The sequence below is a fragment of the Acutalibacter caecimuris genome (assembly GCF_034335085.1).
GTDB classification, from domain to species: Bacteria; Bacillota; Clostridia; order Oscillospirales; family Acutalibacteraceae; genus Acutalibacter; species Acutalibacter caecimuris.
The window spans coordinates 163073-181936 of record NZ_JAWXXJ010000005.1 but is presented as its reverse complement, the minus strand read 5'-3'; the positions used below and the strand labels follow the sequence as shown (position 1 = coordinate 181936).

Annotated in this window: 19 protein-coding genes and 1 pseudogene; 6 read left to right on the top strand and 14 right to left on the bottom strand. The window is 53.9% G+C overall.

Features of this window, described 5'->3' with window-relative positions; translation table 11 throughout:
* Positions 1 to 100, top strand: a pseudogene (locus tag U8U01_RS05045) (IS5/IS1182 family transposase); the annotation flags it as partial.
* 16 nt (positions 101 to 116) lie between these two features.
* Here the strand turns inward: U8U01_RS05045 and U8U01_RS05040 are convergent.
* The 5 genes from U8U01_RS05040 to U8U01_RS05020 form a co-directional block, all read right to left on the bottom strand.
* Positions 117 to 596, bottom strand: a complete 480-nt coding sequence (locus tag U8U01_RS05040; RefSeq protein ID WP_322171222.1) for a GNAT family N-acetyltransferase — start codon at positions 594 to 596, stop codon at positions 117 to 119.
* Positions 597 to 616: 20 nt separating this feature from the next.
* Entirely contained in the window at positions 617 to 1378 is a 762-nt protein-coding gene (locus tag U8U01_RS05035; protein WP_322171220.1) for a class I SAM-dependent methyltransferase, read from the bottom strand.
* Positions 1379 to 1417: 39 nt separating this feature from the next.
* Complete coding sequence (gene hydE, locus U8U01_RS05030; protein ID WP_496196406.1) at positions 1418 to 2458, bottom strand: [FeFe] hydrogenase H-cluster radical SAM maturase HydE; 1041 nt, start codon at positions 2456 to 2458, stop codon at positions 1418 to 1420.
* A 4-nt stretch (positions 2459 to 2462) separates the two neighbouring features.
* On the bottom strand, positions 2463 to 2720 hold the full coding sequence (locus U8U01_RS05025) for a TM1266 family iron-only hydrogenase system putative regulator (protein WP_322171216.1): 258 nt from the start codon (positions 2718 to 2720) through the stop codon (positions 2463 to 2465).
* 323 nt (positions 2721 to 3043) lie between these two features.
* Complete coding sequence (locus tag U8U01_RS05020; RefSeq protein ID WP_322171215.1) at positions 3044 to 3352, bottom strand: DUF3892 domain-containing protein; 309 nt, start codon at positions 3350 to 3352, stop codon at positions 3044 to 3046.
* A gap of 288 nt (positions 3353 to 3640) precedes the next feature.
* Here U8U01_RS05020 and U8U01_RS05015 point away from each other — a divergent pair, with 288 nt between their 5' ends.
* Complete coding sequence (locus U8U01_RS05015; RefSeq protein ID WP_322171213.1) at positions 3641 to 5149, top strand: YifB family Mg chelatase-like AAA ATPase; 1509 nt, start codon at positions 3641 to 3643, stop codon at positions 5147 to 5149.
* Between the two features lie 55 nt (positions 5150 to 5204).
* Here U8U01_RS05015 and U8U01_RS05010 read toward each other — a convergent pair whose 3' ends face one another.
* Positions 5205 to 7250: a right-handed parallel beta-helix repeat-containing protein gene (locus U8U01_RS05010; protein WP_322171211.1), complete on the bottom strand. Its 2046-nt coding sequence runs from the start codon at positions 7248 to 7250 to the stop codon at positions 5205 to 5207.
* Between the two features lie 178 nt (positions 7251 to 7428).
* Between U8U01_RS05010 and sfsA the strand changes: the two genes are divergently transcribed.
* Positions 7429 to 8103: a DNA/RNA nuclease SfsA gene (gene sfsA, locus U8U01_RS05005; RefSeq protein ID WP_322171209.1), complete on the top strand. Its 675-nt coding sequence runs from the start codon at positions 7429 to 7431 to the stop codon at positions 8101 to 8103.
* 151 nt (positions 8104 to 8254) lie between these two features.
* Entirely contained in the window at positions 8255 to 8659 is a 405-nt protein-coding gene (locus tag U8U01_RS05000) for a BlaI/MecI/CopY family transcriptional regulator (protein WP_322171207.1), read from the top strand.
* Positions 8660 to 8806: 147 nt separating this feature from the next.
* Here the strand turns inward: U8U01_RS05000 and era are convergent, their stop codons facing one another.
* The 7 genes from era to U8U01_RS04960 form a co-directional block, all read right to left on the bottom strand.
* Positions 8807 to 9709 (bottom strand): GTPase Era, encoded by a 903-nt coding sequence (gene era, locus U8U01_RS04995; protein WP_322171205.1) that lies wholly within the window; start codon positions 9707 to 9709, stop codon positions 8807 to 8809.
* A 520-nt stretch (positions 9710 to 10229) separates the two neighbouring features.
* Complete coding sequence (locus U8U01_RS04985; RefSeq protein WP_322171201.1) at positions 10230 to 10712, bottom strand: diacylglycerol kinase family protein; 483 nt, start codon at positions 10710 to 10712, stop codon at positions 10230 to 10232.
* Positions 10696 to 11196, bottom strand: coding sequence for an rRNA maturation RNase YbeY (ybeY, locus tag U8U01_RS04980; RefSeq protein WP_322171199.1), 501 nt, complete (start codon positions 11194 to 11196; stop codon positions 10696 to 10698). Before ybeY ends, U8U01_RS04985 begins: the two co-directional genes overlap by 17 nt.
* A gap of 42 nt (positions 11197 to 11238) precedes the next feature.
* Positions 11239 to 12201 carry a PhoH family protein gene (locus U8U01_RS04975; protein WP_322171196.1) on the bottom strand — a complete coding sequence of 321 codons (963 nt, stop codon included), beginning with the start codon at positions 12199 to 12201 and terminating at the stop codon, positions 11239 to 11241.
* Positions 12202 to 12234: 33 nt separating this feature from the next.
* A complete protein-coding gene (locus U8U01_RS04970) occupies positions 12235 to 12594 on the bottom strand; it encodes a GNAT family N-acetyltransferase (RefSeq protein ID WP_322171193.1) in 360 nt (119 codons plus the stop codon).
* Positions 12595 to 12772: 178 nt separating this feature from the next.
* Positions 12773 to 13972, bottom strand: coding sequence for a sporulation protein YqfD (locus U8U01_RS04965; protein ID WP_322171190.1), 1200 nt, complete (start codon positions 13970 to 13972; stop codon positions 12773 to 12775).
* Between the two features lie 9 nt (positions 13973 to 13981).
* On the bottom strand, positions 13982 to 14206 hold the full coding sequence (locus tag U8U01_RS04960; RefSeq protein WP_322171187.1) for a YabP/YqfC family sporulation protein: 225 nt from the start codon (positions 14204 to 14206) through the stop codon (positions 13982 to 13984).
* A 194-nt stretch (positions 14207 to 14400) separates the two neighbouring features.
* Between U8U01_RS04960 and U8U01_RS04955 the strand changes: the two genes are divergently transcribed.
* A complete protein-coding gene (locus U8U01_RS04955; protein WP_322171184.1) occupies positions 14401 to 15507 on the top strand; it encodes a sporulation protein in 1107 nt (368 codons plus the stop codon).
* An 88-nt stretch (positions 15508 to 15595) separates the two neighbouring features.
* Here the strand turns inward: U8U01_RS04955 and U8U01_RS04950 are convergent, their stop codons facing one another.
* Positions 15596 to 17320 carry a flagellar assembly protein A gene (locus U8U01_RS04950; protein WP_322171181.1) on the bottom strand — a complete coding sequence of 575 codons (1725 nt, stop codon included), beginning with the start codon at positions 17318 to 17320 and terminating at the stop codon, positions 15596 to 15598.
* A gap of 321 nt (positions 17321 to 17641) precedes the next feature.
* On the opposite strand from U8U01_RS04950, the gene U8U01_RS04945 reads away from it, so the two are divergent.
* Positions 17642 to 18859 carry an FtsW/RodA/SpoVE family cell cycle protein gene (locus U8U01_RS04945; RefSeq protein WP_322171178.1) on the top strand — a complete coding sequence of 406 codons (1218 nt, stop codon included), beginning with the start codon at positions 17642 to 17644 and terminating at the stop codon, positions 18857 to 18859.
* Positions 18860 to 18864 lie beyond the last annotated feature (5 nt).

Genomic DNA, 18864 nt, shown 5'->3' with positions numbered 1-18864 from the left:
TTGGAGAGGTATTGCCACTCGTTATGCCAAAACCTCGGATGCTTTTATCGCCGCGGTACACGTCCGTTGTATCGCCATTTGGGCTGCTATCCGTACTTAATTCGTGTAGACACTATCTAAAGGGGACAAGAAAAAATTGCGCGTTTCTTTCCCATTTCTTTTTGTTTTATATTTGGAAAACCACTCAGCAGAGAAATACTAGCTGTATTATCTATATCCACGTCAAACCGTACCTCATGAATGTCAAGCCCGCGCAGGTATTCCAGCATAGCCCCCATACAGACCCGCGCAATACCTTTCCGGCGGAATCGAGATGATATCCAATAGTACATATATACGCATCCCTCCGCCGGGCTGTAATCATACAGCCCGAACCTGCCACAAAGCACATTTTGATAGAGCACAAGAATGGCATCATCGAAAGGCGGGAGCCTGGTAGCCAGGTATTGGTATTCATTTTGGATGCTGTAGTCCCTATCAAACCCGAACCAGCGGTTCAACTCTTCTATGTCCTCAAAAAACAGGGGGAACAAACTGTCAATCCCAGCCTTGGTGATAGATTCCAGCCGTACTTTTTCATTGACTTGAACCTGCATTTTTCCTCCTTATCAGGTTTTCATCCCTGCTTTTTTGCGATCACACAGTACCAGTCCGCATCGTCCACAGCCACGCCCTGTATCTGGGAGGGATAAACCTGTACATCCATCTCGCAATACCCCATGCCGCCCAGTTTGTTCAGCAGCAGTTGCTTTTTTATAGGGAAATAGTGTTCCTCAAACACTTCCTTTTGGAAAAAACGCCGCTCTCTTTCAAACACGTACAACAGGTTAAAGGTAATCGAACCGTCCCCATTGTAATCCCAAATCTGCGTCAGGTTGATACGGACGTCCCCGTCAAAAAAGGGCGCATAGGGCAGGAAACGGGGCTTTTGGCTCAAAATTTTGTCCCAGTTGCGTATCTCAAAGTAGAGATACCCGCTGGGCCTCACCAGACTGTCCATCTGTTCCAGCGCCATTAGCGCATCCTCGTTACGCACATACGGCAGGGAATTCCCCGTGCTTGCCACGCAGTCAAAGGGGCCGTCAAAGTGCTCCGCCACCTTCCGGAAGTCACAGCACTTCAGTTCCATGTCGTATCCCCTGGCCGCAGCCTTTTTCCTGCAATTTGCAAGCATATTCTCGCTCAAATCCGAGCCGGAAAGCTGCACCCCCAGTTCTGCTAATTGCAAGGTGGCGCTGCCGGAGCCGATGCTTACGTCCAGCAGCGTGTGGATGTTTCTGCCGCGCAGGATATTTTCCCAATGGGATTTGAACATATCAAAGCGGCTTTCATTTTCAATTAAATCGTAGATATCCGCTCTGTCATACAATTTTCCCATATCTCATACCCCCGCTTATACCATACTTTTTTGTTCTTCTCACACTTTCTTTACATCTCCCCGGTCCGTCACGATCTCATACCCTACCGAACGCATCCGGGCGCTCAGGCAGTCCTTGCATTGGGCAGACTCCTCCCCGGTACAGATCTTATTGTCGTAAAGCTCATACTTTTTCCGCACCGAAACCGGGGACAGGTTGGGCATCACCACATTGGCCCCTGCCAAAATTCCCAATTCGCGGCCTTCCGGGTGGATTGTACCAAGGGCCGTGGTAGCCGGGAGCAACACCGGCGGATGGATCAACCTTATCATGGACAACAGGTAGCAGGTCTGTTCCAATGTGCCGGCGGCCTCCTGTCCAAAAGGCGTTTCCTTATGGGGGATAAAAGGGCCAATGCCACACATATCCGGCTTAAACTCCTGGATAAACTTCAAATCTTCGGCCAGTGTATGGCTGCTTTGTCCGGGGGAGCCCACCATAAACCCGCACCCCACCTGGTACCCCAGTTCCCGTAAGTCTTGCAGGCAGCGCATACGGTTGTCAAAAAACATATCCACCGGGTGCAGTTTCCCATAGTGCTCCCGGTTGGCAGTTTCATGGCGCAGGAGATAGCGGTCTGCCCCTGCTTCCTTTAACAGCCGGTAGCTTTCCCGGCTACGCTCCCCCATGGAAACGGTCACAGCACAATCCGGGTGGCGGGCCTTTACCGCAGCTATCATCTCACAAAGCACTGAATCGGTAAAAAAGGGGTCCTCGCCTCCCTGTAATACAAAGGTGCGAAAGCCTAGCTGGTACCCTTCCTCCGCACAGGCCAGAATATCCTCCTGGCTAAGCCTGTAGCGGTCACAATGGGCATTGCCCCGGCGGATGCCACAATAAAAGCAGTTGTTCTTGCATATATTGCTGATCTCGATCAGCCCGCGCACATACACCGTATTGCCATAAATGGCCTTACGGACAGCCACGGCTTTCTCTGCCAGCAGGGCGGCAGCCTCAGGGTTTTGGCCGTCCACCAATTCCTGGTATTCCTCCAAAGGCAGGCTATGTGTTTCTGCCAGTTTATCAATAAGCTGCATGATACGTTCAGTCATGGTTTGTCACCCCCGAAAGCGCCGTTTTAACACTGACCCCCGGTAAATTACCGATCTTCCCCGCCAGGCTGGAAATGGTATCCTTTGGCGCGTCAATAGCTATGCTAATAATGTTAATCTCCCTGGCCCTGTATGGGATTCCCATTCTCCCAATAATATATTCTCCGTACGCATGGAGGATGGCATTGAGTTTTTCGACCATGCCCCCCTCCTCTACAATAATGCTCATGACAGCGACCCTGGTTTCCACAATAAATGCTCCTTTTTATCGGATTTACCTATAGAAAAACGCACCATATCCTGTAAAGATACGGCGCGAGATGTAACGCAATAACAGCCGTACCTTTCACGCAGGAAAACGCCGGGCCTCCCCCAGGCGCTATCCTTAGTGTTAGGCATTGCACATATATACAGTTTAGCAGGTAATGATAAAAAAGTCAAGAGTGATTCGCGTTTTTAAATACTTTTAACTACAGTCTGCCAGTTGCGCTTTATTACGTATAACTACGCCAGCGCCAACAGGTTACTATAAAGGGAAAACGGCCTGCTTAAGAGGCCGCTTTCCCATCCACTTCAGGTAAAGTTTGCAGGCGCGCTGGGTAAGTCCCCCAGGTTGTTGCTCTCGTCGCCGTCCGGTAGCGAACGCAGGTATTCGCTGCCGTTGCGGCTCGCAATGGCTACACCGCGGATACCCCCCTGTTTAGCCAGGGCCACCCCTTCACGCTTGTTCAGCACTCTGCCGTCAGAGAGCTCATAACCAGCAATTTTGCCGTTTTTGCGCACCAACTTGGTAATCGTTTTGGCATCCTTATTGGGCACGGGGTTCATAATGTTAATGTTGGCAGGCAGGTTCCCAATCCTGCCATCCCTTTCCTGGGTCATGGCGATCCTTCCTTTCTTTCTACGGGCTTGACGCACCCTGTTGCAGTACAGCCATATTGTGCCGCTGTAAGGCTGCAAATATGCGGGCCGGCAACATGGCAGACGGAAATTCAAGGCGCTCCGTGGGTCATAGCAAAAAACTGGCAGCTATGAATATATTTTTCTTGACTAGAACCTTAAATCAGTTTATTATAGTAAGGTAACGCTTTCCGTTCCTGCCGGCCGAAAGCGGATCAACGCAGTTTTCTGCGTTAGGAGGTGGTCATCACGGTTGCCAAAACATATAGCATGGGTACATATGGCCTGGATGCTTTCCCCGTCGAGGTGGAAACCGACCTTTCTTCCGGGCTGCCCGGCTTTGAGGTGGTTGGCCTGCCTGGTACAGCGGTGAAAGAATCGCGGGACAGAGTGCGGGCCGCTATGAAGAATTGCGGCTTTGTGTTCCCTGTCAAGCGCATTACTATGAACCTGGCCCCCGCAGATAAGCGTAAAGAAGGGCCCATTTATGACCTTCCCCTCCTGCTCTCCCTATTAAAGTCCTCTGAGCAGCTTAGCTGCCCTACGGATGACGCCGTGTTTTTAGGGGAACTTTCCCTTTCGGGGGAGGTACGGCGCATCCGCGGTGTACTGGCCATGGCGGTAAAGGCAAAGGAGGCCGGTTTCAAACGGCTTTTCGTCCCTGCCGCCAATGCGGCAGAGGGTGCGGTGGTCGCTGGGTTAGCGGTCTACCCGGTGGAAACCGTACCGCAACTGGTTGCCCACCTTACCGGCAGAAGTTCCATCCCCCGGGCAGAACACACCGCCCAGGCCACCCCTTTGGATCCACTGCTTGACTTTGCCGATGTAAAGGGCCAGGTAGTTGCAAAGCGGGCGCTGGAGATCGCGGCCAGTGGTAGCCACAGTGTAATTATGATCGGCTCCCCCGGCGCGGGTAAGAGTATGCTGGCAAAACGCCTGCCCTCCATCCTGCCTGATATGACCTTTGAAGAGGCGTTGGAGGCCACTATGGTTCACTCAGTAGCAGGCGCTTTGCCTGACGGCAGTTCTTTGCTGGGCGCACGGCCTTTCCGCGCGCCCCACCACACCATTTCGGCTGCCGGGCTTTCCGGTGGCGGCGCCTCCCCCAAACCGGGGGAAATCTCCTTAGCCCATAACGGCGTGCTGTTTCTCGACGAGCTCCCCGAGTTCCCCCGCATTGCTCTGGAAGTCTTACGGCAGCCGATGGAAGACGGTCGTGTAACAATCTCAAGAGTTGGCGGCAACGCCACCTTCCCCTGCAAGTTTATGGTTGTGGCCGCCATGAACCCCTGCCCCTGTGGCTATTTTGGCCATCCCAGCCGTCCCTGCACTTGTGCGCCCGGGGCCGTTGACCGCTACCTGTCCCGGATTTCCGGCCCTCTGCTGGACCGGCTGGATCTACATATTGAGTTGGCCCCTGTGGAACTTACCCAACTCTCTTCCAAAGCCAAAAGTGAGCCATCCGCTGAAATACGCAAGCGGGTAAACGCCGCCCGGAACCGCCAGACAGAGCGGGCCGGGCAAACGGGCTGCACCTGCAACGCAGACATCCCTTCCTCTAGATTGCAGGAGGTTTGCGACCCAACCCCAGAAGCCACCGCGTTGCTAAACATGGCCTTTGAGAAATTCGGCCTTTCCCTGCGTGGCTACGACCGGGTTCTGCGGGTAGCGCGAACCATTGCCGATTTGGATGCCAGTGCCCGTGTGTTGGAAGACCATGTAGCCGAGGCCGTACAGTACCGGGTATTGGATCGGAAATTCTGGGGGAGAAATTGGTAAAGGGAAAAACAGGCCATGTTTCCATAGCCTGTTCTTCCCAGTGATTGCTAGCTATTTACAGTTCAAAACACGTCCCACCCTGCTCAAAGGGTCCAGGCATGGGATTTACCGCCCTATGCCCGCCGAAGTAGTCCTGGTCAAAGAAGATGGGCGTGCCGTCTGGGTTCTCAAATGGCTGTTCCGGCTCAAAAGCCATTCCCAGCGTATGGGTGGAGATAAAAGGTGCCTTTACTGCCGGCATATGCTGGTAAAGATCCGTTTCTACCACATAAGCACCCTCTATTTCCTTTACCGTTAAGGAAATAGGCCCTTCTACCTGGGTGGGGGTAGTTTCTTTCTCCCAAGGCTTTGCTCCATTACAGTACACGTTACCCTGGGCCCACACAGGCAGATGCATATAGTACCGGTCGCTGGGCGCCGACCCCATGCCACAGTAGCCCTCAAATTCTTTTTCCCATTCCTGGGCGGTTGGGTACCCATTATAGGGGAAGGTGCCACAGAGCACATTGCCGTCATCCCAACCATTAGGGCCCATATTCTCCATAGCGGCTTTCAGCAGCGGATGGACAGGCTGCTGAACAAAAATGTTATTGTAAAACCGCATATCACCATGAAGGAAGGTCATGAACCCAGCGATGGTAGTTTTATGGGGCACATGGTAGGGGGTATACCGGGGAGAACTGAGGGTCTTGGCGCCATTGTCCGTGCCGATACCCACAGCCGTAATGCCACCGGCAACCAGATTATGTACCAACGCCACACCCTGGGTAGCCAGCTTGAGCGAACGCGCTGAAAGCAACAGGTTGTTATCAATAAGGGTGGGGCCGTGTGAAACCTCCACAAAGATATCCTCCCCCATACCCATCATCAACTGGGCTGTTTCCTCCGGGGTAGCTGTTTCAGGGGTAGCGTCGCCGGCCAGGTTTGGCAAGGTATTGTGGTGGAAGAAATTCTGGGTCACCCGGGTGCCCTGGGCCTGCCAGTCCAGCCATAGGCCACGGGTACAGTGGTGGAAGTGGTTGCGGCGGATGGTCACATCAATGGCGGCGTGCATTTTTATGCCGCCGATCTCAGCCCCGGCCAGGTTCTGCTTGTTGTTAATGTGGTGGATGTGGTTGTCCTCAATCACCGAGAAAACCCCACCCAAATGGCCCACAATTCCGGTCTGCCCACAGTCATGGATATTACACCGGCGCACAATGTGGGAGCCAACGGTTTCCTTGGCCCAACCCTCGGCCTGGGCCTGGCAGATACATTCCCGCTCGGTCTGGGTGCCATCCTTGTACTTTTTGTGCAGCCACTTGTTGTCATTATTGGGCTGGAAGTACTTGCCCAACGAGATGCCTGAGCATTTGGATTCAAAAATTTCGCAATCCTCTATGATCCATCCCTTTGACCAATGCGGGCCCACCATGCCCTCTTGATAGGCCGTAGGCGGTGCCCATTGGGTAGCGGCCATGCACACGGTAAAGCCTGAAAAGGTGATGTAGTTTATCCCCTCTCTGGAGGGATAAAAGCAGGTATTCCTAACGCTGATCTCCACCATCTCCTTATTTGGGTTCTTATCCTGGAAGTTGGCATAAATCACCGTTTCGTCTGCTGCCTCGTCCTGCTCGGTATACCAGGTATATACTGAAAAATCCGGATCCCAGGAGGCCATGGACCGCTGCGGATGCTCCGCTTTCTCCAACTCAGCCACCTCATACATGGATTTCCCGTTCAGATATACGTCGCCGGTATGGGCAATCATCGAGGCCACAAACCAGTCGCCGCTCACCCGGGTTGTGTAAGGGTTGTTCCCGCCAAAAAGCCCGTTGGATATCCGGGCAACCCACAGGTTCTCACTGTACTTTTCCCAGTTATCTACCCGTTCAGCCCCCGTGATCACCGCGCCCCCTTTTTCCAGGGAACGGTAGGTAATCCGCTTTTGGCTGCTTTCTCCACCGCAGCGGGGATCTACCCTTTCCCGGTAGATGCCAGGGCCTACCAGCACCTCATCTCCGGGCCTGGCTAACTGTGCGGCCTGGCTGATGGTTTGAAACGGCGCTGCCTGGGTACCGGCCCCACTCTGTCTGGCTGCCGCTGAAACGTAAATCTGCATAGTAATTTCTCCTCTTCGTTTCTAGTATGCGGTACGCAAATCCACTCCCCGGCAGGGGAATCCCCTTGCTTAGAGAGTGTTTCTGTTATTTATAATAGTATACCCTATCCGCTGCCAGGTTTCAAGGCCTATATTGTACTTCAACCACGAAAAAACGCATAAAAGGCAGGAAAAACCCATGCAATATAGCAAAATCGTTCCCGGCATTTTCCGGCAAAGGCCCAACCGCTTTATCGCCTATGTCGAAACTACCGAGGGCCTGCAAATATGCCACGTAAAAAACACCGGCCGATGCCGGGAGCTGCTAGTAAACGGTGCAAAAGTCTATTTGGAGGAAAACAGCAACCCGGCCCGTAAAACCCGTTTCGACCTGGTGGCTGTGGAAAAAGGAAGTTTACTCATCAACATGGACAGCCAGGCGCCCAATAAAGTTGCGGCAGAATACCTGCCCACCCTCTTGCCCGGCATAACCCTGCTGCGCCCAGAAACCCGCTTTGGCAATTCCCGCTTTGATTTTTATGCTGAAACCGCTCAGGAACAGTGGTTTGTTGAGGTAAAAGGGGTCACACTGGAGCGTGCCGGCATAGCCATGTTCCCGGACGCTCCTACGCAGCGTGGTACCAAGCATTTGCGGGAACTTATTACCTGCGCAGAGCAAGGGTACCGGGCCTGCGTGCTGTTTATCATCCAAATGGCCGGGGTACAATTTTTTACCCCCAATGCGGAAACAGATCCGGGGTTTGCCAAAACCTTGGCCGAAGCCGCAGAAAGGGGCGTACATATTGTGGCAGTTGACTGCCTTGTAACCCCTGAAAGCATGACTGTACAGGATGAGGTGTGCATCCGTTTCTAATCCTGAAAGGAATCTTCAATTTATCAGAAAAAAACTTTCAAAAACCCGATTATAATTCTCGAAACGAATTGACTTTTGAATAAAATGCTTTTATTATTAAATAAAGCTGTAAAGTCAGTTATTTATCTGTTGTGGGGAGGTAATAAGTACCATGAAAAACAACAAGCCGCGTTACTTCAAACTGACTAAATCGGAAAACGAGATCATGGAGCTCATGTGGAAAGAAGGCCATCCGCTGTCCCGGTCAGAGATCATCGAACTGACCCCGGACCGTACCTGGAAATCATCTTCCATCCACATCTTGTTGAATTCCATGCTGGACAAAGAAGCCATCGAAGTGGCTGGCTTTGTGCAGAGCACAAAAAACTATACGCGCACTTTTGTGCCCTGTATTTCCGCAGACCATTACGCCGTCATGCAGATCAAGAACAGCCCCGCGTTTTCCCAGCACTCTGTCCCTAGTTTGCTCTCTGCCCTGGTAGAGGATGTCACCGCGCCGTCTATTCTCGACCAACTGGAAGAGATTGTCAAGTCAAGAAAGCAGGAATTGAATTGAATATACTACATAGTTTAAGGCTTTCCCGATCATCGCAGCCATTTGGCACTGGTCGGGTTCTTTCTGCTTACGTTTTTGCGCAGCTAAAATGCAACAAAACGCGCCTTCCTTCTATAGGAAAGCGCGTTTTTCCATTTTGTAACTCTTTTATCCCAAATCCTGCACAGCAAATCCCAGGCTTTGCAAGGTTTCTGGCCGTTGCCGCCAGTCCTCTTTTACCTTTACCCAAAGCTGCAGGTTTATCTTGCAGTCAAAAAATCGTTCCAAGTCCATACGTGCCATGGTGCCTATTTTCTTCAGCATCGCCCCATTTTTTCCAATGAGTATCCCCTTGTGGTTGCTTTTCTCACAGTATAAAGTGATATGCAACTCCAGCAGCTCGTCCTGCTCCCGCATCAGTTCTGTCACAGCCGCAACTCCATGGGGGATCTCTTGATCCAGCAGCCGCAAAACTTTCTCACGTACCATCTCCGCTGCCAATACCCGCTCTGTCTGGTCGGTCAAGGTGTCCTCGTCAAAGAACCAGCCACCGGGCTCTGTCAGCGCTTTCAACTCATCCAACAACGTGTCCATGCCGTCCCCGTATTTGGCAGAAACCGGCACCACTGCCTGGAAATGGTATCGCTCCGCATAGCTGGCAATCTGCTCCATCAGCCGGGTTTTATCCGGCAACGCATCAATCTTATTGATCGCCAATATCGCAGGGAGCCTGCCCCGTTGGAACCGGGCGATCAGTTCCTCGTCTGCCTTGGAAACCGGCATACCAGCCTGCGTAACCAATAGCCCGGCATCTACGCTTTCCAATACCGAGGCCACCGACTGTACCATGTAGTCCCCCAGTGAATTCCGGGGTTTAAGTAGGCCCGGTGTGTCCAAAAAGACCAACTGATCCTCCCCCTGGGTCAAAACACCCATAATACGGGTACGGGTCGTCTGCGGTTTTTTGGAAACAATAGCAATCTTTTCACCAATCAAATGATTCAATATAGTAGACTTGCCCACATTGGGGCGGCCCACAATCGCAATGTAGGCCGATTTCTGGTTATCCATAGATTTCCTTTCGAAATAAAATTTCAATAAAATTGAAATTTTTTATCAGATTAATAAATAGGGAGGCTCCCAGAATAATTCCTTGCCCGCTCTAAAAGAGGCCCCCTGGCTCCCAACGTAAAGGCTATGTTGCTGCTGCGTATACAAAGCAGTTCCATTCCAATCGTCAAATCTAGCGCTTTTAGCAAAGGTGCTGTTAGCTGCACTTCCCCACCGGGTGTGGCCGTTAACCAGCCATAGCGGCGGCCTTTATAAGGGATCAATTTCCCTTCAGGCAGCGCATATGTTTCCAGAAAAGGGTTGTCCCCTAGAATGTTCCCCAACTGGGAAGGGCCCAGCAGTCCTTTCCTGGTTATGCAGAAACCGCCTGTAGCCTTAGCCCCTGTAAAAATATACACCTTTCCCTCTATGCAGATATCATACTCCTCCACAGCCTGCGGCGGCAGAAAGATTTTCCCATCCTGTCGGATCAAGGACTTACCGAACACAAATTTGCCGCCTTTATTCAGTTGCGGCATCCCTATCCACCCTCTCCATCACTTTTTTGCGGTATTGCAAAAACCAGTAGAGCACTCCCCACCAGCGTTGCCAGGAAAAGCGCCAATTTCCAGGGGGTGCAGGCTATGTCTAAAACCAACGGCCACAATGCCGGACGCAACAAAACCGTACATCCAGCCAAAGCCGCAAACAAAGCGCTAAACAGCACCCCGCCTGCGGCGATATCTTTGACCCTGCCGATTTTTTCGTTGCGTCTGGGCTCGGAAAAATCACATAACTTTTCCACCGAGGTATTTAGCGCCTCCGCTGCTGTTACCATACCCATAGCCAGCAACAGGCAGGCCAATTCTTCCCGGCTCACCCCCATTTTAAGCGCAAAAAACACAACATATCCACAGGCCAGCCCATGTATGCGCATATTCCTCTCAGAGAGGAAACTTAACCATATTCCTCGCAAGGCGTCCCGGAAACTATCGGTCAGCCGCCGTTTATTCCTCCGGGGCATAGCTGCTGTTGGCGGGCAGGCCCAGTTCCCGCATAACCCGCTCTTCCTTTTCCCGCATACGCACCCGTGCAAGGCCGCCCTCCTCGTGGTCATACCCCAAAAGGTGCAGCATGGAATGCGCGGTCAAATAGCCGATCTCCCGCTCCAACGAATGTCCAAAAGTCCTGGCCTGTTCGGTGGCACGGGGCACCGAGATCACAATATCGCCCAATATCCTGGCGCCTGTTTCGTGGTTCACGTCATAATGCCCGTTTTCCCCCATTGGGAATGACAGTACATCCGTAACAGCGTCTTTCCCTCTATATTGGCGGTTCATCTCACGGATCTGGTCGTTATCCACAAAACTCACGCTGATTTCCGCCGGGTCGGCGAATTCTTCTAACTGAAGCACAGCGTGGCAACAGCGGCGGATCAGCATACGGACCCCGGTCGGCACTCTGATCTGCTTTTGCCGGTTAGAAATGATAACCCTGATCTTCTCCATGATAAGCATTCCTTTCTTTTAGAGTCTGCCAGGCTCCTGGCATCAGTTGGTTTTTCCCCTGCTGGCCCGCTCATAGGCCCGGATAATGTCTTGCACCAGTTTATGGCGCACAACGTCTTTTTCTGTAAAACGGAAAATAGCGATATCGTCCACGCCGCGCAGCACCCGCACTGCCTCTTTTAAACCGCTGCGTTTCCCGTCCGGCAGGTCAATCTGGGTCACGTCGCCGGTTATAACCATTTTGGAGTTGAACCCCAGCCGGGTCAGGAACATCTTCATCTGTTCGCCAGTGGTATTCTGCGCCTCGTCCAAAATAATAAAACTGTCATCCAGCGTACGCCCACGCATATAAGCAAGGGGCGCCACTTCAATATTTCCCCGCTCCACATAGCGCTGGTAGGTTTCCGCCCCCAGCATATCGAACAGCGCGTCATATAAGGGGCGCAGGTAAGGGTCTACCTTCTGCTGTAGGTCGCCGGGCAAAAAGCCCAGTTTCTCCCCTGCCTCCACTGCCGGGCGGGTAAGGATGATGCGGTTCACCTGCTGGGCCCGGAAAGCCGTAACGGCCATGGCCACCGCCAGATAGGTCTTACCGGTACCCGCGGGCCCCACGCCAATCGTCACGGTATTTTCCTTGATATTATCACAATAGGTGCGCTGCCCCACTGTTTTCGGCTTGATGGGCTTGCCTTTGCTGGTGACGCAGATACAGTCCCCGGCCAGCGCCGCCACTTTCTCCTCATTGTCCTCCCCCACCATGCGGATACAGTACCGCACATTCTGCTCGCTGAGGGTTTCCCCCCCGCCGATCAGGGTGATTAGGCTGCGCACAGCCCGTGCCGCCCTGTCTACCTGTTCCCCGTCATCCCCGGTGATTTTCAATTCAGAATCTCGAAACACCATTGACACGCCATATTCCTGCTCAATCAGCCGGATATTCCCGTCAAAGCTGCCAAATAACTCCGCGGCTTGCTCTAATCTGTCCACGTTAATTTTTTGTTCCAATTTATTCTCCTTCTCCGGGCAAACTTCCCAATGCTAAGCTGTTTGCACACAGCTATACCGTATGAACGGTTTCCCATCATATACCTTTGTAATCCCCTTCGCAGAAAAGCCACATCTCTCATAGCACCCCACTGCGTCCCCGTCCGTTTCGGCTACCAGCCGGCTGACCGGCTGCCGTGCCATCACTTCCCGTACCCTGCGAGAACCTATACCCTGCCTCCGCAGGGCCTGGTCAACGGCTATGCCCACTATTTCCGCCTCATCCCCAGCGCAGCGTAGCGCAAGGGTCCCGGCAAGCCTATCCTCCATCCAATAGGCCCAAACCGCAGTCGTGGGGTTAGCAAGCAGGCCGTCTGCCAACGCCAGGAACTTCCCCTTGGTAGGCAGGTACATACAGTGTTTATATACGGCGTATGCTGAGCTTTCATAAATCCGGCAAGCACCCAAACCACGCCCTGATCCCCTCGCTTGTGTACAAGCCTCCTCAATGGCACTATTATAACATACCTTGCCCAAAATGTTCAAGCCCCTTGTCTAGGAAATTTGGACAAAAATTTATGAACTTGTTTGCCTATTCCACCGAGATTTTTTGTGTCACCCCAATTTCCTCCAGACAGCGGCATTTTGCGCTGAGGATACACATCCCCTCAGTAAAAACATACTCTAACTGCTCCTCCTTCACGCTGCTCCCTTCCGGCAGCGCCGCTTTCTGGGCCTCCCGCAATTTCATTAGGGCGGCAGCCTTTTGCTCTTCCTGGCTAAGGGTATGGGTTTCCTCTTCCAACAACACCGTAACTTCCCTTTCCACTCCCACAGGCAACACAGTCCCCAGCAGCGTTAAATAAGCGCTCTCCTTATACCGCCGGACTACCCCCTGCGGTTTACGCCATATGCCCAAAGGTAGGCGCAGGCCAAAAACATCGGCCCAGGTGGCCACCTGCCGCTCTACCTCCACTTCTTCTGTTCTTTGGGCGCTGGCCTGTACCGTAAACTCCCGGTAGGTTTCCGCGATCACCCGTCCCCGCGCCGGGCCTGCCTTGCGGTAAATTTCCGGCGGCTGGACAGTATCTGGATCCGGCCGCTGCTCGTACAGCCCGGCAATCAACAACTGGCCCTGGGTTACGGTTTCTCCCAGGCTAACCTCCGGCCGGCCCTCCCTGGCTTCTATCTCCACAATCTGCCCTTCCCGCGCTGCCACAATGTTAGAAAGTTCCTTCCTGTCCTCGACCTCCGGCGCGGCAGTCCCTTCCTTTACGGCGATCTCCACAAAACAGCCGTCCGTATTCACATTGACCCAACTTAATCCCGGCAACTCCGTCAATATGCCGTGGCTTGCTGCTTTCGGGGAAAGCGCTTGCCTTTGCGCACCAACATACACCCCATACTCCCTTGCCGCCTGGTACACAGCCAACGGGGTCATGTTCTCGTTTCCGTTTAGGGAAACGCCCCAAATGTACCCTGAGAGGAACACATAGGCCCCGGCCCCCACCGCTGCCCCCAACAGCAGGCTCTTCCGTTTCCACAGCCGGTTGACTTGAAAGGGCAGCCCCCCTTTCCGCATGATTTTTGTCCTCACCTGGCAGCGGCCGCTCACCTGCCGCAGCTTTTTGTAAGTTGCCGGGCGGGCCCTGGCTACAGCCTCCCCCTCTTGCCGGCGAAATCCCCACATGGTAAAACCCCGCTTGGCCGCCACCGTAAAGAAACGCGCCCCGTCCCCTTTGACCCGGAATTCCACATAGCCGGAAAGAAGATGAAAGATCCTTTCAATCATATACCCCTCCTAATAACTGTACGTAACGCCCGCAATCAGCCCCTGTATTACGGCAGAGTTCTCTGTCAGGCTGGTCAGCCGCAGCCCCTTCCCGTCAATGCAAACGGTTAACCGCCCGGTACGTACTACCACCCTTTCTTCGTCATAGTCCATGACGCCATCACAGCCGTCTATAACAGCACAGCGGTTGCCGGTAATAGAGATCACCGCGCCGCCGGTCGGTTTTGTATCCAAAGTACAACGCCCCCTTTTTCTGATTCACATAGCCATTTTATGCGCACCGGGGCGCATATATCACCATACGGCGGCATACCGATAGAAACAGTGGCCACCCTACGCCTTTTTACCCCCACGCCGCTTTTTACCTTTACGCCTGATAACCCGCTGGATCCCTCGCGTAAAGCCCGCAAACCGAAAGGAGATATCTCATGGAAACCACCATCCTAAAGCGTCATACTGCCGCTGTCCTCTGCACGGCGGGTTTTATATTGGCCCTGGCCGCATTCCTCTTGTTTCCCGCCGCTGTGCGTGCCAGCACCCTTGCGGGCATCTCCTATTGCCTCTCCGTACTTGCCCCTTCCCTTTTCCCTTTTATGGCGCTGTCTGCCTTTGCAGTAAATTCCCCCGCGTCCCAGGCCCTTGGCCGTCCTCTCGACGGGTTTGTACGGCGCGTGTTCCGGCTACCCGGCTGTTGCGCGCTGCCAATCCTTATGAGCTTTATCGGCGGCTATCCCGCCGGGGCCAAAGGGGCCTCCCTGCTGCTGGAACAGGGGCTGATCACCCGCCGCCAGGCAAGCCGTATGATGCTCTTTTGCGTAAACCCCGGGCTGGCCTTTGTGGTAACCTTCCTGGGCCTGGGGGTGCTGGGCAGTACCCGGTTGGGGTGGCTGCTCTTCCTTTCCGTAACACTGGCCGGCCTGCTGCTGGGCGTCCTTACCGCCCTGGGCGCGGATGTGCCGGAAAAGTCACCTGCCCAGCCCCTGCGTATGGGTTCCGGGGCGCTCATGCGGTCTGTTACCGACGCCGCCCGCAGTGTGCTGGTCATGAGCGCCTGTGTGGTGCTGTTTTCGGTTCTCACCGCCGTCCTCCACCAAAGCGGGGCCTTCCAGACGGCGGTAAGGCTGCTGTGCCGCACCAAGCTTTTCTCCCCGTTGGAATGGGCGGCCCTGCTCTCCTTCCTCATAGAGGTCACCGGCGGCGTAGGCGATGCCGCTGCGCTCTCCGCCCCGCCGGTATTATATGCCTTTGGGCTGGCCTTTGGCGGGTTCTGTGTCCATATGCAGGTACTCGCGTTCTTTCCCGCCCCGCCGGTGAAAATTTCATGGTTCCTGCTAGGCCGCCTGGCCCACGGCGGGCTGGCTGCCCTATGCTTTTTAACGCTAAACCGGCTGATGGGCGGAGCCGCCATACAAACCGCTGCGCCGGTAGCAGGCGGGGTCCAACTATTCTCCGGCAGCATACTGGGCGGGGCCTCCCTGCTGCTGATGTGTTTGGCCTTCCTGGTCATCACCCAAAACGGGAAGGCAAAGGAATAGCCGGTGCCAAAACCCCTATGGCACGGTGTCCTCTATACAGAAAAAAGCTTGGCAGCCATTGGTTGCCAAGCTTTTTTAGGAAAAGCCGTCACATCATTACGATCTCCCCGTTGATGACTGTTGCCGTACACTGCCGGGTGGTATGGCGCAGGCGTACCACCTCATTTTCAAAGCTGATCTCCGTGCCGGCGTACGCAATCCCGCATTCCAGCCGGCCCGTATCCAACGCGTAGGGGTCAACCTCCACGGTCATATTTCCGTTCAGATGTTTCAATTTCATCTCCGCCACCGCGATCCTGGCCTGCGCCTTCTGCAACAGGCTGGCCCTGGCCTGGCTGTTAGGCTGGCATTCCAGCCTTTCCAGTTCTATTTCCAGTTCGTTCATCTCTTTACGCAGTTGTTCCTGCTCAAAATGCGCGCAGGGTGCCCCGCCCAGTACCACCATATTGCGGCATTCCGAAGGGGCCCCAATAATATTGGCGCTAACCTTTTTAGCCGCCCAAATCCTTCCCCCCATAATGGTCCCCCGGCCAGACCGCACCTGCACTTCCCCACCACAGTAAATATTCCCGTTGATAATGCAGTCTGTCTGCAAGTTTTCCTGCACCTGAATGGTCGCGTTCTCAATATACTTTGAAAACACGCTCCTACGGCTGCGCACTACGGTTTCCCCGCTGCCCAAAATACCCTTGACCACCACCAGGTCGCCCCCGGTTTCTACCGAGCAGCCCGTTTCCAACGCGCCGTCCACATGGACATTCCCCATGGCCCGCACCGAAAAACCGCTGAGGACGTCGCCCGCAATATTTACGTCGCCTAAAAAGTCAATATCGCCGGTGGAGTAATCCACATCCCCCGGAATATCCATCACCGGCTTTACCTGAAAACTTTTGCCCGCAAACTCTACATGACCGGCAATGCTGGCCACCAGCGACAGCCCATCCTCGCTGATCTCCGTATTGCGGCCCTTTGGCAGCGGCACCTCCTGGCCGCCCTTAGCCGGTATCTCCTCCCCCAGCACCGTGCAGCCCGGCTCCCCTTCGGTCGGGCGGATCAACCGGCAAATCTCTTCCCCCTGCTTTACGTTATGGATAAGGTTAAGGGCCGTATAGTCCACCTGGTTATATTCATCCGCCTGTAAGATGCGCTCAACGGTCCGTGGGAAATGCTCCACGATATTCCCGTTTTTGCCGTCAAAGGCCGGCTTGCCCTTTGCCAGCAGGAACAGGTTGAAATACCGCCTGTCATCGTGGGATAACCGGTCCACCAGGCCGGTGTCCACGCCAAAGGCAAGCCCCTCCTCTGCTATCGCTTCATAAAGGGGGCCACGGGCCAACTCCGCCCCCTTTCGTACCGGCGGCAGCACAAGCACCCAGGCATACAGCCTATCGGCCGAAAGGAAGAAACAGGGCAGGGCGTCCAGTGCAGGCGGCTCCTCTTCCTCCTCCTCTTTCTTTTTTTTGCCCCCGCTTTGGTTGATCTCCTTGAACCGCGCGGCGCAGGTATTGGCCAAAAAAGTTTTCACCCGCTGGCTCTCCCGCCGTACCACCTCCGGGGGCAGCACGCCCTCCGCATCCAGCAGAAGTTTCAGCGGCGGCAGATAGCCGGCCTCCTTGCGCCGCAGGTCGTAAAGCTGGTAAATAGGGTGCCCTTCTGTCAGTTCCACCACAGATTCCTCAAAATAGCTGGTCACAGCCGTCCCGTTGGCCGGCGTTTTCTCTATATGATACGTTTCCTGTGGAATCTCTTCGTCTGTTTCATCCTTTTTCTTGGCGCCGAAGAGCCAGGCCGCCACTTTCTCCCGAATAGACATATGACCTTCCACCTTTCCTCTCGCATGGTTTTGCAACACCATATTCAGTATATTATAGCAGAGTTATTTCCATTTTACAAGAGAAATAGCCTCTTTGCATAAAATGTTATTTCATTACTTTATATGTAACATATCCCCCTTCTGACAAAAGGCTTGCCTAATCTGCCCGTACTGTGCTATAATATCCCCAGGATATTTCAGTAGATCCAAAACTTGCAGAGCAAGTTTGCAAATCGCCCTGGCGATTTGGCTAAGTAAATAATTCCAAGAAAGCCTACCCGGCTCCCCTTCGGGGCCAGCCATAACAGATAAGGAAATACTATGCTAAATCAACTTTTTAAAAGCCTCTTCAGCTACCTCAAGCGTGCCGACCTGATCTTATGGTTCCTGCTGGCCGCCATGTCCACATACAGCCTGGTGCTGTTGAAAAGCGTTTCCCGCGCCACCCCCGTCGATTACTTCCGCGCCCAGCTCTTCCCAATCGCCCTGGGGATCATCGGCGCGGTCATCATCAGCCTGATGGATTACGCAGAGATCTCCAATTTTTGGTACCTGATCGAAGGGTTCTGTATCTTCCTGATGATCTATACCTACTTTTTCGGTGAACGCATCCAGGGCACCGGCGGCGTAGATGCACGGGCCTGGATTCAAATCGGTGGGCGGACCTTCCAAACCTCCGAGCTGGTAAAGATCGCCTTCATGCTCACCTATGCCAAGCATTTGGACGTGCTAAAGAAACGGGGCAAACTCAACGATATCCTCCAGGTGGTCCTTTTGGGGCTGCACGCGCTGCTCTATATGGTCCTTTGCCAGCGCCAGGGCGATCTGGGTGCTGCCATCGTATTTTTTTTCATGTTCATTTTTATGAGCCTTTCCGCCGGGGTGCATCTGCGGTATTTCGCTACCCTGGTCGGGCTCCTTGTAATCGCCCTGCCCATTGCCTGGCGTTACCTAATGGAAGATTACCAGAAAGACCGCTTTGTAGCCGTTTTTAACCTGGATACCGACCCGGATGTGCGTATGTTCAGCGGCTACCAGCAGTGGCAGGGGCGCATCTCCATTGGCAGCGGGCGCTTTAAGGGCCAGGGGCTGTTCCAGGGGCCGCGGGTAGCCAGCAACGTGGTCACGTTCCAGCAAAGCGACTGTATCTTCACCGTGGCCGGCGAGGAGCTTGGCTTTGTGGGCTGCTCCCTCCTCCTCTTACTGCTGCTGCTCTTTATGCTGAAGGTCCTCCACGTAGCCACCTCTTCCCGTGACGAGTTGGGCCGTTATATGTGTTTCGGTTTCTTTGGGCTGATCGCCCTACAGGCCATATGGAACATCGGTATGTGCCTGACCATCCTGCCGGTCATGGGTATCACCCTGCCCTTTTTCAGTGCCGGCGGCTCTTCCTCCATGTGCCTGTATCTGGGTTTTGGGCTGGTACAAAGTGTCCATATGCGCCGCAAAGAGATCGACGGCCTGCATCTCAGCCGGAAATCCCCCCTACGTTTCTCCTATAAGCAGATGAAACAGGCACGGGAACTGAAAAAACTGTAACCCCG